The following is a 12,976-nucleotide window of genomic DNA, read 5'->3' as shown; positions in this document are numbered from 1 at the left end:
CCCTCGCCAGCGCTGGATGAGAGGCAGCTCATGGCGACGGCTTTTTGGTTCAATGCACCATCCAGCACACGCGGTACACATGAACCTGACGAAACCTTCAACCGAAAAGAACCTTAGTTTTCAAATAAAAGTGAGGAAAGTGTGCAAGGGCCTTGCTTACATCTTTCGGCTTTGTCTAAATAGTTATCGCCAAGCGCAGACTACCAGGGCGCATGGTTAAATAACGGGAGGAAACTTCGCCAGGGCTTCACTGGTGAGGCGGGCCGGAACGCTGAAAAATTTTGTAAAGTGTATTTTACAAAGAACTCCGGCTTGTCTGTGTGAGGCAACCCCATGCGGCTCGAAGTTTCCGCATATTCTTCCGAGCTCAGTGGGAAATCCATAAGCTCGGAAGGTCTGGCGCCACGGCGGACGAGTCGTGGCGGCTGCGAGGTGCGGCGTCGACCTTGGCGCCGCATGGGGGCGGAAGCCCATAACTCGAGGCCCGTGCTCGGGGCTCATTGGTGAGGAAGCTGATTATGACTTTGCACCATTTGGCCGATGACGAACTCGACAGCGTGAACGGCGGAGCTCGTTTTTCATCATTCATCAACATCGATGACAGCTTCAACATCCAGCAGAACATCGTGGTGCAGAATGCCATAAATGTTCAAGCAGGGATTTTAAATGTGCCGGCTCTTTCAAGCCAGAGTATTGTGCAGACTGCCGGGCAAATCATAAAGATTAATTAACTTCATGCTGCGTGTTAAGCGAGGCACAATAATTAAATAATATAATTGAGATTGTCGCTGTGGTGAAGAAGTCAGGGCGACAGAGAGGTGCGGCGCCATATGGCGCTGTGCGGAGGGCGAAAGCCCAGAACAGAGGTCCTCAAACACGGGGCCCATAGGCGAGGAAGATTGACATGGAAATTTATCAACTGAACGACGCCGAACTCGATGCCGTGAGCGGCGGCTGGGGTTACGTCAGCAAGAGCTTCAACTTCCAGCAGAACAACTCGCTCCAAGCTGCGGCGAATGTCCAGGCCGCTGTTGTGAATGTGCCCATCCTCTCTGGGCAAACCAACAATCAGGGCGTGAGCCAGTCCAACAACATCAGCTGAGTCCCAATCGTCACGCGCGAGTTCACTCCCGACCATCCGGCCGGGAGCGTGGGGAGCGGCCGTGTGGACCGCGGCGCCGTACGGCGCGGGTCGCGGACGTGAACCCAACGAGGGCTCGCTTCATGATTTCAGATCGCCAGGAGGGTATAATGACCGACAAGATCACCGTCCTTTCCGACGCCGAACTCGACGCCGTGAACGGCGGCGGCTGGGGCTTCGTCAGCAAGAGCTTCAACTTCCAGCAGAACAACTCCACTCAACTCGCGGCGAATGTTCAGCTGGCCGGCGTGAACGTTCCGATCGGCTCGGGCCAGAGCAACACGCAAGTCGCCTACCAATCCAACAACATCAGCTAGGTCCGACCGGGGCCCCGACCCCCTCTCCCGGCCGTCCGGCCGGGAGAGGGGACATGCCCTTGCGACTCGGGGGGGCGCGTGGGCGCACGAGGCGGGCGGTCGTGCGGTGAGCTTGGGCGGATTGGGTGCCATGGGCCGTGAGGTGACGTCTCGACGCCAGTTGTTCCGCCAAGAGGTGGTCGAGTTCCAGCAGCAGAACCGGCAGTGGGGCCGCGTCGTCCCGCTGCAGCCGCTGCCGACCCGGCTGATGGTGTGGTTCATCACCGGCGCCGCGGCGGCCGTTATCGCCTTCCTCTTCCTCGCGCAGTACGCCCGCAAGGAGACGGTCACCGGCTACTTGGCGCCCGCCTCCGGGACGGCCAAGGTCTTCGCCCCGCAGCAGGGCACCATCGGCGCCATCTATGTCGAGCAGGGCCAACGCGTCGAAGAGGGCCAACCCCTTTTCAGCGTCACCACCGACCAGATCGCGGCCGACGGCGAGGACGTCAACGCCAGCATCCTGAACACCCTCGCACGGCAAAAGGAGGCGCTCCTCCGCCAGATGGCCGCCGAGGAGCAGCGCGCGGCGTCGGAGCGGGGCCGGTTGGCCGCGCAGATTCGAAACCTCGAAACCGGCCTGGGCTACCTCGGCGCGCAGATCGCCATCCAAAAGGACCGCATCCGCGTCGTGGAAAGGCTCGTCACCTCCGGGGCGCAACTCGCCACGCGCGGCTTGGTCTCGGAGATCGAGCAGCGGCGCCGGGAGGAGGCGCTGCTCGAACAGCGGCTGAACCTCAGCACCCTCTACCAGCAGGTCACGGAGCGCCAGAACCAGCTCACCGAAGCGCAGTACACGTTGGAGCAACTCCCCATCGTCACCGCGGAAAAGCTCCAGGGCTTGCGCGGCGAGCTTTCCGCGGCGGAGCAGCGCACCGCCGAGATCAACGGGCGCCGGGCCTACGTCATCCGCGCGCCCATCAGCGGGGTCGTTTCTTCGCTCCAGGCTTCCGTTGGCCAAGCCGCGGAACCCCGGCGCCTGCAACTCCAAATCGTGCCCGGCGGCAGCGCCTTGCAGGCTGAACTGTTCGTCCCGGCGCGCGCGATCGGGTTCGTCGAGGTCGGGCAGCCCGTCCGGCTCCTCTATGACGCCTTCCCTTACCAGCACTACGGCGTTTACCGCGGGCGGATCGTCAGGGTCTCCCAAACCATGCTGTCGGCGCCCGACATCTCCGCGCCTGTCACGCTCGATGGGCCGTCCTACCGCGCGGTCGTCGCGCTCGACCGCCCGGACATAGATGCCTACGGCAAGCGGGTGCCGCTGCAGCCCGACATGCTCCTCAAGGCCGACATCATCCTGGAGAAGCGAACGCTGGTGGACTGGATCCTCAACCCGCTCCTGAGCGCGAGGATCCAGGGATGATCCAGAGCCTCCTGGACTTCGGCGGCCGGCGCCGCCTCCCGAGCATCCTGCAGACGGAGGCCGCGGAATGCGGCCTCGCCTGCTTGGCCATGGTCGCTTCCTACCACGGGCACCGCATCGACCTGAACACCCTCCGCCGCCGCCACCCCGTCTCCTTGAAGGGCGTCACGCTCCGGGGCCTGATCCAGGTCGCGAACCAGATGCACCTGGCGTGCCGGCCGCTCCGTTTCGAGGTGGAAGCGCTCCGGCAATTGACGCTGCCCGCGATCGTGCACTGGGACATGAACCACTTCGTGGTGCTGAAGGCGGTCACGGGCAGAGGCATCGTCGTCCACGACCCCGCTTCCGGCGAGAAGACCTTCCCCCTCGCCGAAGCATCCAAGCACCTGACCGGCGTCGCCCTGGAGCTCTCGCCCGCGGACGGCTTCGCCCCGAAAAACGAGACGGCCCGGCTGCCCTTCCGGATCTTCTGGGGGCAGATGCCAGGGATGTCGGCGCCGCTGGTCCAGATCTTCACGCTTTCGGTGATCCTGGAACTGCTCGTCATCGCCGCGCCGTTCTACATGCAGATCACGGTCGACGAGGTCGTCGCGCGCGGCGACGTGGACCTGATGCTGGCGCTGGCCCTCGGCTTCGGGCTGCTCACCGCCATCAACGTCGCCACCACCGCGTTGCGCTCGCACATCGTCCTCGTGGTGCAGAACGCGGTCCACTTCCAGATGGGCGCGCGCCTGTTCCACCACTTGGTCCGGCTCCCGCTCAGCTTCTTCGAGAAGCGCCACATCGGCGACGTCCTCTCGCGGTTCCAGTCCATCGAACCGATTCGGAACGCGCTCGCCGAAGGCTTGATCCTGGCAACCATCGACGGGATCATGGCGCTCGCCACGCTGGCGATGATCTTCGTCTACAGCCCCCGGCTGGCGCTGGTGGTGGTGGTCGCCCTGCTGCTCTACATCGTCCTTCGGCTCGCGCTGTACCGCAGGTTCAGGGACCTCAGCGAAGCGACCATCCAGGCCGAGGCGCACGAGAACTCGAATTTCATCGAGAGCGCGCGGGCCATCCAGAGCATCAAGCTGTTCAACCGGGAAGCCGACCGCGAAGGCCAGTGGCTCAACAAGCACGCCGACACGGTGAACGCCGGCGTCCGCCTGGGGCGCGCGCAGATCCAGTTCAAGACGATGAACTCCGCCATCTTCGGCGTCGAGAACATCCTGACCGTGTACCTGGCGGCGATGCTCGTCCTCGACAACGCCATAACGGTCGGCATGATCTTCGCCTTCATGGCGTACAAGATGCACTTCACGAGCAAGGCCTCCACCCTGGTCGAGAAGGCGCTAGAATTCCGCTTGCTGGACTTGCACCTGGAGCGGATTTCCGACATCGCGTTGAACCCGCTCGAACGCGGCCACGACCGGCCCTTGGCCTACTCGAACCCCATCCAGGGGAGCCTGGAGTTGCGGAACGTCTCCTTCCGGTACGCGGAGACCGAGCGATTCATCCTGGAGAACGTCAGCCTGAAGGTCGAAGCCGGCAAGTTCGTCACCATCATGGGCCCGTCGGGCGGCGGCAAGACGACCCTGCTGAAGATCATGCTCGGGCTGCTGGAGCCGACGAGCGGCGAGGTGCTGGTCGACGGCATCCCGCTCTCGACCATCGGAGTCAGGGTCTACCGCGAGCAGGTCGCCGCCGTCATGCAGGAGGACCACCTGCTGTCCGGGTCGATCGCCGACAACATCTGCTTCTTCGACCCGGGCTTCGACCACGAGCGGATGGTGATGTGCGCGCAGATGGCCGGCATCCACGACGAGGTCATGGCGATGCCGATGGCCTACAACAGCCTGATCGGCGACATGGGCAGCTCGCTGTCGGGGGGGCAGAAGCAGCGGGTGCTGCTCGCGCGCGCCCTGTACAAGGCGCCCAAGATCCTGTTCCTCGACGAGGGAACCTCGCATCTCGACGTGGAGAACGAGCGGCAGATCAACGAGCGCCTCCGCCGCCTCAACATCACGCGCATCAGCGTCGCCCACCGGCCGGAGATGATGAACGGCGCCGACACGATCCTGCGCATCGGGCAGGGCCCCGCGCCGCCCTCTTGAAGCGTGGGGGAGGTGCCAGCCCGCCGCCGCCGTCGCGCCGGACCGCCTCGCCGTGACCGCTCCCGGGGCGCGGCTTCCGGACTCCCGCGGCAAGGCCCGGGAACCGCTTCAAACGAAGCGCAGGCGCGCGGTGCCGAGTAGGTCGAACGCCGCTTCCACCTCGCAGGGGCCGTCGAGCCAGATCGGCGGCGTCACCGAGCCGAGCCATACCACCTGGCCGGCCTTCAGGCCGCCGAACGCCTCGGCCGCGCCCGATCCGGCGAGCCACGCGAGCGCCTCGAAAGGGTGGCCGAGCAGGTCGCGGCCGTGGCCGGCGCCCTTGGCCGCGCCGTCCACCCGCAACTCGCCCCGCGCGGCGCCGAGGTCGACGGCGCGCCAGTCCGGCACCGGCGCCCCCATCAGCCCGGCGGCGTGGAACACCTGGTCGGCGATCAGGGTGGGCGTGCCGAGTTCCGCCAGGTCGGCGGGGTAGCGCTTCTCCACGACTTCGATCGCGGGGTGGACGGCCGCCACCGCGTCCGCCGCCTGCTCGCGGGTGCAGGGGCCGAAAGGCAGGTCGCGGCCGAGGCGGACGCCGACTTCGCACTCGACGCCGGCGTTGAGGAAGTCAGCGAAGCGGAGCGTCGCGCCGTCCGGTTGCAGGCTTTCGCGCGGGACGAAGCCCGCGGCGGGGCCGGGGAGGCCCAGGTACGCCTGCATCTGCTTCGTGGTGGCGCCGATCTTGAAGCCGGCGGGCGGCACCGCGCCGAGCCGCTCCGCCACGCGCCGTTGCAGGGCGTAGCCCGCGGCCGGGTCGGCGGGAGCGGCCCCTCCGAGCGGTTCTAGCGGGCGCTTGGCGCGGCGGGCGGCGAGGATGGCGTCGGCGGGGTCCATGGGCGGCTCCTCAGCGGCGGGCGAGTTCGTAGAGGGCCACCGCCGCGGCGGCGGAGACGTTGAGGCTCTCCACCTCCGGGGCGATGGGCAGGCGGGCGACCTCGTCGCAGGTTTCGCGGGTGAGGCGCCGGAGCCCTTCGCCCTCCGCGCCGAGCACCAGCGCCACGCGCCGCCCGGCGAGCCCGTGCGCGACCTGGGCCAGCGTGACGGGCGCCGCCGCGTCCAGGCCCACCACCCAGAGCCCGGCGTCCTTCAATTCGCGCAGGGCGCGGGCGAGGTTCACCTCCCGCACCACGGGGACGATCTCCAGCGCGCCGGAGGCGGCGCGCGCCAGGGTGCCGGTCTCGGGCGGGGCGTGGCGGTCCTGTAGCACCAGGGCGGCGGCGCCGAAGGCCGCGGCGGAGCGCAGGATGGCGCCGACGTTGCGCGGGTCCGTCACTTGGTCGAGCACAAGCACCGGCCCGTCGCCGTGGGCGAGCGCGCGATCGAGCGGCACCGGAGGCAGCGGGTCGGCCAGGAGCGCGGCGCCTTGGTGGACGGCGTCCTCGTGGAGGAATGTGTTGAAGCGGGCGCGGTCGGCCCGCTCCGGCGCGATGCGCCAGGGCCGGCCGGCAGGCAGGCGCGCGGCGAGGGCGGCTTCCGCTTCTTCCGTGAGCAACAGGCGGCGCAGGCGGCGGGCGGGGTTGGCGAGCGCTGCCGCGACCGGGTGGAGGCCGTGCAGCCACACGCCGGCCGGCCCGCTGCCGGCGCGCGGCCCGCCGGCGGCACCCGGACGCGGGGAAACACCGGCGGCGAACGGCCGGGGATGGCGGGGCGGCGAGCGACGCATGGGCCCATCCTGGACCGCGGAACGGCCCTGGCAAGGGAGGGCGGCGTCGCGGTGCCCGCGCCGGAACGGTGTGGACCCTTTCGGTGGTGCGGCGGCCCGTGCTCCGTTCGGACAAGTACCCTTGTGCCGGCCGGGCCGGTGTCCGGGGGGCGATCCGGCGGCTCGGGCGCGTTTCGGACGAATGCCGTGCGCTGGCTGGAGCCGGGGCGGGCCGGATGGGCGAACGATCCGATCCTGCGGTGCGGAGGAGCGTGCTCCGTTCTGACGAATGGCGCGGCGTTGGCCGGAAGACGGACCCGGCGAGCGCCGGGTGGCCGGAGCGGCGGACGCACGGTCGACGGCGCGGCGGGTTTTGCGCGAATGGGACGAATGCCCCAACGCCGGCCGGGTGCTGCCGCGGTCCTGCCGACGTTCGGACGAATGCCGCGGGTGCGGCGGGGAGGGCGCGCGCCGCCAGAGGCCACGCCGAAGGTTCGGCGCGTTTTGCGCGATTCGGACAAATTGCGCGGCGGCGGCTGAGCGGGCGCCGGGGTGGGGCGGGGCCTGCGTTCGCGTGGTCCGCGGCGTGGGTGGTTTCATCGGACGCGCTCACGCGACTTGTCGGAGGAGAGGCAGCGGGTGCGACGTCGCGCGGCGTAGGTGCGGCGGCGAAGGGCCGGGGATGGCAGGCGAGCGGTCCAAGGAGGCGTGGTGCATGGGCGACGCTCCGTCGAAGTTTCGAAACACAACATGAACAAATATGGTGGCGCAAGGAATCGTCGCCGGCGGCGGTGTCTCGGTTTGGACTTCGGCTGCCGCCCCAAGGCGAACCTTCGCAGGCCGCGGCCGATCCCGGACCGATCCACCGCCACCGAACGACGCGGAGCGCTCTTCGAGACTGGAACCCGCACCGTGCCCGGCGCTACGCTCCGCGCATGACGACCCCGGGGCGCTTTGGGCGGATTACCCTCTCGGCCTGACCCTTTCAGGCCGGCTGCGTCGCCCCTTGCCGCCTTCGCCCGATCCGGCGCCCACCCGGACGTCCATCATGCCGCAGCCCGTGCCCGCCCTCTCCGAACCGCGCAGGCGACCGAACGCTGACGCGCTCGCCTCGGCCCCCGCCGGCGCGAGGCCTGCGATGAGGCGGGTGGCGGTGTTCTGCAAGGCCGGCGGCGGCAAGTCCACCCTCGCCAAGCGGCTGGCGAACCTGACCGGGCTGCCGCTGCAAGCGGTCGACACGATCCAGCACGGGCCATGCGGCGAGAAGGTGCCGCACGAGCGATACCCGCAGATCCACGCCGAACTGCTGCGGAGGGATGCCTGGATCATCGACGGCTTAGACTGCGTCGCATCCGCCTGGGAGCGGTTGGCGGCCGCCGACACGCCGGTCCGTGTCGACCTGCCCCTTCCCTTCATCACTGGTGGGTCACGAAGCGGCTCATCAAGGGCATCTTCGCGGACCCGGAAGGCTGGCCGGCGGGCGGCCCGATCTGGGCGAATACCGTCAGCAGCTACAATGTGCTGTGGCGCTGCCATCGCCGGCTGACGCCTCGCCACAGGCAATCCGTGGCCGAAGCATCGTCGAAGCGCGTGCACCACCTGCGGTCGCCGCGGGCGATGCGGCTATTCCTCGGAACCGTGCGACGCGAGCAGGGCGCCCGCGGAGGGTAGGGGGCCGCTTCCCGCCCTCCAAGGACATCCAAACCGAGGCACTGCCTCGCCGGCTGGACCGGCGCCGCGCCCCCGCTTCAAAGCGCGTCCGCCGCGGCCTTGCCCGCGCCGTGGACGAGGGGGCGCAGCATGGCGGCGATCTCGGCCGCCGGCCGCGGCGGCGAGAGGTGGTAGCCCTGCACCTCGGTGCAGCCTTCCGCACGGATGAAGGCGAGTTGGGCCGCCGTCTCCACGCCCTCCGCCGTGGTGCGCACGCCGAGGCTCGCGCCCAGGCCGGCGACGGCGCGCACGATGGCCGCGCAGCCGCCGTCGCCGTCCTTTTCCAGGTCGTGCACGAAGGAGCGGTCGATCTTGATCTTGTCGAAGGGGAAGGCGCGCAGGTAGCCCAGGGACGAGTAGCCCGTCCCGAAATCGTCCATGGCGATGCGCGCGCCGAGCGCCCGCAACTGGTGCAGTTGGTCGAGGTTGGGCTCCGAGCGCTCCAGCAGCACGGTTTCGGTGATCTCCAGCTCCAGTCGGTCCGGCGGCAGGCCCGACGCCGAAAGCGCTTCCGCCACGGACGTCACCAGCTTGCGGCTCCTGAACTGCGCCGGCGACAGGTTGACCGCCACCTTCAAGGCGCCCGGCCAGGCGGCCGCTTCGGCGCAGGCGGTGCGCAGCACCCAATCGCCGATCGGCGCCATGAGGCCGATCTCCTCTGCGACCGGCACGAACTCGGCCGGCGAAACCCGGCCGCGGTCGGGGTGGTTCCAACGCAGCAGCGCTTCGAACCCCGAAACGCGGTCGGCGCGAAGGTCGAGGATGGGCTGGTAGTGGAGCTCGAACTCGCCGGCGGCTAAGGCGCGCCGCAGGTCGGTCTCCAGCGCGCGCTGCGCCCGCGCTTGGCGGTCCATCTCCGGTTCGAAGAAGCGGAACGTGCCCCGCCCTTCCGCCTTCGCCTTGTAGAGGGCGAGGTCCGCGGCCTTGAGCAGCCGGTCCGGGCAGTCCCCGTCCACCGGCGCCAGGGCGATCCCGACGCTCGTGCCTGCCACCACTTGGTGGCCTTCGACCTCGAACGGCTCGTCCAGCACGGCGACCAGGCGCGCGGCGAGGGCCGCAGCGGCGGCGCGGGCGGCGGCGGGCCCGGCGCCGACCGCCACCGCGACCGCGAACTCGTCGCCGCCCAGGCGCGCGATGGCCGCCTCCGCCCGCCCCGCGCCGCCGTGCGGCGCCCGCGTCGCCGCGGCGATCCGGCCGGCGACCGCCTTCAGCAAGGCGTCGCCCGCGGGGTGGCCGAGGGTGTCGTTGACGCCCTTGAAGCGGTCCAGGTCGAGGTAGAGGACGGCGATGCAGCCCTTGCCGCCGGCGGTCCGCGTCCGGCCGGTTCCGGCGTTGGTTCCCCCTTCCGGGCCCCGCCGGAGCGGCCGCAACGCGCGCTCCAGGCGTTCGTGGAAGGACAAGCGGTTGGACAAGCCCGTCAGGGCGTCGTGGCGAGCCATGTGCATGATGCGCGCTTCGGCCTGCCGCCGCTCGGTCACGTCCTCGTAGGTCGCAACGTAGCCGCCCGTCCTCATGGGCCGGGTGGCGATGGCCAAGGTGCGGCCGTTCGCCAACGCGCGGTACTGGACGGCGGACGCCGCGTCGCCTTCGAGCGGCGCGCGGAAGCTCCCGCAGATCTCGTCCGGGGAGGGGCCGGCCGCGTACAGTCCGAGCGCGGCGAGGCGCTCCACGATCTCGCGGTGGGTCTGGCCCGGCCGCAACGCGCCCGGCGGCAGGCCGAAGAGTTCGAGGACGCGCTCGTTGTGGACGACGAGGCGCGCGTCGGCGTCGAACATAGCGAGGCCCTGGGACATGTTCGTCAGCGCGGCGTCGAAGCGTTCGTTTTGGGCCATCAAGGCGGCTTCCGTGCGGAGGCGCTCCGTGACGTCCTGGTGCGTCGCCACCGAGCCCCCGTCCGGCGTGGCCTCCCGCCGGACCTCGAACAGGCGGCCGTCCGCCAGCTCGATCAGGTTGGTGGACGCGCCGGGCGAGCGCGCGACCGCGTCGCGCCAGACCACGTACTCTTCGAGCGTGATCCCCTTGGGCCCGGTCCCCGCGGCGATCCTGCGCTCGACGATCTCCCGCACCGTCGTCCCCGGCGCGGTCTGGTCCGGGGCCAAGCCGTACAGTTCGGCGTAGCGCCTGTTGCCGACGATCAAGCGGTGGTCGCCGTCGAAGAAGCACAGCCCTTGGTTGATGTTCTCGATGGCGGTGTGGAAGCGCGCGTTCTGGACGGCGAGTTCCTCCTCGCGCAGCCGGAGCCGCTCGTTCTGCTCCTTGATGAGCGCCTCGGCGCGGCGCCTCTCGCTGACGTCCTCGAAGGTCACCACCGCCCCGCCGCCGGCCAGCGGCTGGTACGACATCTCGATGGAGCGCCCGTCCCCGAGCCGCGCGAACGCCGTGCCGGGTTCGGAACCGGACAGCCTCGCCTCGTAATCGGCGATGATGAACTCGGCCGACAGGTTGGGGTGGTTGCCGCGCGCGATGCTGGCCTCCACCAGCGCGCGCAGCGGCGTGCCGCACGCGCCCAGCCCGTCGGGGAGGCCGTACATCTCCAGGAGGCGCCGGTTGCAGACGACCAAGCGCCGTTCGGCGTCGAACATGGCCAAGCCGTGCGACATGTGGGTGAGCGCCGCGTCCAGCCGCCGGTGCTGCTCCCTCAGGCGCTCCTCGTCGCGCTTGCGCTCCGTCACGTCTTCGGAGATGCCGAGCACGTAGCGGGCCGGCCCCGCGCCCGTGCCGCCGGCCGTCAGGTCCGCGAGCGCGAGCTTGCGTGTGCGGAGGTGGCGGACGCCGTTGTGCCGGGAAGCGAGTGCCGCTTCTTCCGAGACGCAACGCGCGTCGCCCTCGGCCGCGGCCGTCGCCGCGAGCGCCAGCCGGTCGTTGGCCGCGAAGCGCTCCGCCTCGTCCGGCGCGAAGAGGTCGCGGTCGGTCTTGCCCAGGACGGCCGCCCGCGGGCACCCGAGCAGCCGCTCGCCCGCGCGGTTGAGCAGGACGTAACGCCCGCCGTCCTCCATGTCCTTGGCGAACAGCACCGCGGGCACGTTCTCCACGACGGCGTCGAGGAAGGCCTTGGTCCGCGCGAGTTCGGCTTCGGCCTTCACCCGTTCCGTGACGTCCGACGCGACGCCGCGGAAGCCGGCGAAGGCTCCTGAGGCGTCGAGCACCGGCTTGGCGGTGAACGACAGCGCGCGCTCCCCGCCGCCGGCCGCCGGGACCGTTGCCAACAGGTCGCGGAAGGGATCCCGGGCCGCGAAGCGGTCGGCCGCGCCGCCGTCCCGTCCGAGCAGGTCCGGCAGGATCGCGTCCGCCGCGGTTTCCGGCGCGACGCCGAGCATCCGGGCGAAGCGGGGCGGGCAGCGGCGGAGCCGGCCGGCGGCGTCGGTTTCCCACAGGCAGTCGCCCGCGCTCTCCTCGAAATCGCGCAGCAGGAGGCCGAGCACCTCGCGCTGCGCCTCGATTTCGGAGCGCCCCCGGAGGTTGGCCGCGAACAGGTCGCCGTGCGCCACCAGGTTGCGGGAGATGATGGCAGCGTAGAAGCACAGGAACCCGGCGGCGGCGGCCATCCTGTGGTCGCCCGAGAACGCCATGCCGGCGCCCATCAGCAGGCACATGATCCAGGTGTAGGCGAGGCCGGCCCGGGGCACCGCCGACAGGGCGAAGGCGCCGCCGGCGATCATGCCCGTGGCGAAGCACCCCAGGGCGAAGCGCTCGAACGGACCGGCCATCGGGAAGAGCGCCGCGGGCAGGGCGGCCCAAGCGCCGGCGAAGAGGATCGCGTGGGCGAGCGTGTGCGCCGTGGCCCGGGGGGACACCGCCGTCCGCGGCGGCCGGCGCTTCGCGGCGCGCCAGTTCCAGAGCGCCGCGCCGGCCAGCAGCGCCACCAGTGCGAACCAGGCGCCGAGCAGCCACCGCGACGGGCCGTCGGCCCAGAAGAGGTGGACCACGAGGCCGGTGTTGAGCAGGTTGACCGCCATGGAGAGCGGCGTGAGCCGGACCACGCTGGCGACCTGCGCCGCCCTGATCCGCGCGGCGCGGTCTTCGGGCAGGCCCCGGAGGGGGTTCTCGCGCCGGCCGACCAGGGCCAGCGCGGCCGCCTCGGCCAGGGCGGTGAGAAGCGGACGGCGGCGCGTGTCCCCGGTGGGCGGTGTCATGGCGGTCCTGTCGCGCGTCGGACCTCGGCGGCCCGGGTTCGCCGCCCCTCGTATTGGGGCCGGTCGCGCCGGATGGTGCCCGCCCCGGCTTAACGGCCGGTGTACCCGGGCCCGCGCCGACAATTCGTTGACGCGCCCCCGGAATCCGGATAACGGGCGCGCTCCGTCGGCAGGATCGGTATGGACGCCGCGTGCGGAGGGGTGCCCGAGTGGCTAAAGGGGACGGACTGTAAATCCGTTGGCTCGCGCCTACGTTGGTTCGAATCCAACCCCCTCCATTCAGTCCCGCCCCGGTCTTCGCCGGCGCGCCGCTCGCGGCGCGGGTGTAGCTCAATGGTAGAGCTCCAGCCTTCCAAGCTGGCTATGCGGGTTCGATTCCCGTCACCCGCTCCAGCTTGCGGCGGGTGCTTTGGCGTTTGGATCAGACAGGATTAGCGAGGCCGGACATGGCGAAGGCGAAGTTCGAGCGGACGAAGCCGCACTGCAACATCGGGACGAT

The 12,976-nt window shown here is 70.0% G+C and carries 8 protein-coding genes and 2 tRNA genes; 7 read left to right on the top strand and 3 right to left on the bottom strand.

All coding sequences use genetic code 11. The features are described 5' to 3' along the window. The first annotated feature begins 518 nt into the window (after positions 1 to 518). The 5 genes from ABD067_RS24340 to ABD067_RS24320 all read left to right on the top strand — a co-directional run bounded on the left by ABD067_RS24340 (position 519) and on the right by ABD067_RS24320 (position 4,953). On the top strand, positions 519 to 731 hold the full coding sequence (locus ABD067_RS24340) for a hypothetical protein (protein ID WP_343898016.1): 213 nt from the start codon (positions 519 to 521) through the stop codon (positions 729 to 731). Positions 732 to 904: 173 nt separating this feature from the next. Further along, entirely contained in the window at positions 905 to 1,102 is a 198-nt protein-coding gene (locus ABD067_RS24335) for a hypothetical protein (protein WP_343898015.1), read from the top strand. Between the two features lie 149 nt (positions 1,103 to 1,251). Further along, entirely contained in the window at positions 1,252 to 1,458 is a 207-nt protein-coding gene (locus ABD067_RS24330) for a hypothetical protein (RefSeq protein WP_343898014.1), read from the top strand. 130 nt (positions 1,459 to 1,588) lie between these two features. Then, positions 1,589 to 2,857: an HlyD family efflux transporter periplasmic adaptor subunit gene (locus tag ABD067_RS24325; protein ID WP_343898013.1), complete on the top strand. Its 1,269-nt coding sequence runs from the start codon at positions 1,589 to 1,591 to the stop codon at positions 2,855 to 2,857. Beyond that, the gene (locus ABD067_RS24320) at positions 2,854 to 4,953 is read left to right on the top strand and encodes a peptidase domain-containing ABC transporter (RefSeq protein WP_343898012.1); all 2,100 of its coding nucleotides are present in this window, start codon (positions 2,854 to 2,856) and stop codon (positions 4,951 to 4,953) included. Before ABD067_RS24325 ends, ABD067_RS24320 begins: the two co-directional genes overlap by 4 nt. 108 nt (positions 4,954 to 5,061) lie before the next feature. On the opposite strand, the gene ABD067_RS24315 is transcribed toward ABD067_RS24320, so the two are convergent. The 3 genes from ABD067_RS24315 to ABD067_RS24305 form a co-directional block, all read right to left on the bottom strand. After that, positions 5,062 to 5,826: a 2-keto-4-pentenoate hydratase gene (locus ABD067_RS24315; protein ID WP_343898011.1), complete on the bottom strand. Its 765-nt coding sequence runs from the start codon at positions 5,824 to 5,826 to the stop codon at positions 5,062 to 5,064. A gap of 10 nt (positions 5,827 to 5,836) precedes the next feature. Further along, on the bottom strand, positions 5,837 to 6,655 hold the full coding sequence (locus tag ABD067_RS24310) for a TrmH family RNA methyltransferase (RefSeq protein ID WP_343898010.1): 819 nt from the start codon (positions 6,653 to 6,655) through the stop codon (positions 5,837 to 5,839). Between the two features lie 1,727 nt (positions 6,656 to 8,382). Next, positions 8,383 to 12,477: a PAS-domain containing protein gene (locus tag ABD067_RS24305; RefSeq protein ID WP_343898009.1), complete on the bottom strand. Its 4,095-nt coding sequence runs from the start codon at positions 12,475 to 12,477 to the stop codon at positions 8,383 to 8,385. A gap of 195 nt (positions 12,478 to 12,672) precedes the next feature. Here ABD067_RS24305 and ABD067_RS24300 point away from each other — a divergent pair. Together ABD067_RS24300 and ABD067_RS24295 are read left to right on the top strand one after the other, a co-directional pair. Continuing rightward, positions 12,673 to 12,755: transfer RNA gene (locus ABD067_RS24300), tRNA-Tyr, on the top strand. Positions 12,756 to 12,796: 41 nt separating this feature from the next. After that, positions 12,797 to 12,870 (top strand) — tRNA-Gly (locus ABD067_RS24295). Positions 12,871 to 12,976: the final 106 nt, after the last annotated feature.

The organism is Craurococcus roseus (assembly GCF_039523795.1).
Lineage (GTDB): Bacteria > Pseudomonadota > Alphaproteobacteria > Acetobacterales > Acetobacteraceae > Craurococcus > Craurococcus roseus.
The sequence above is the reverse complement of the archived record's forward strand: the minus strand, read 5'-3'. Positions and strand labels throughout refer to the sequence as shown.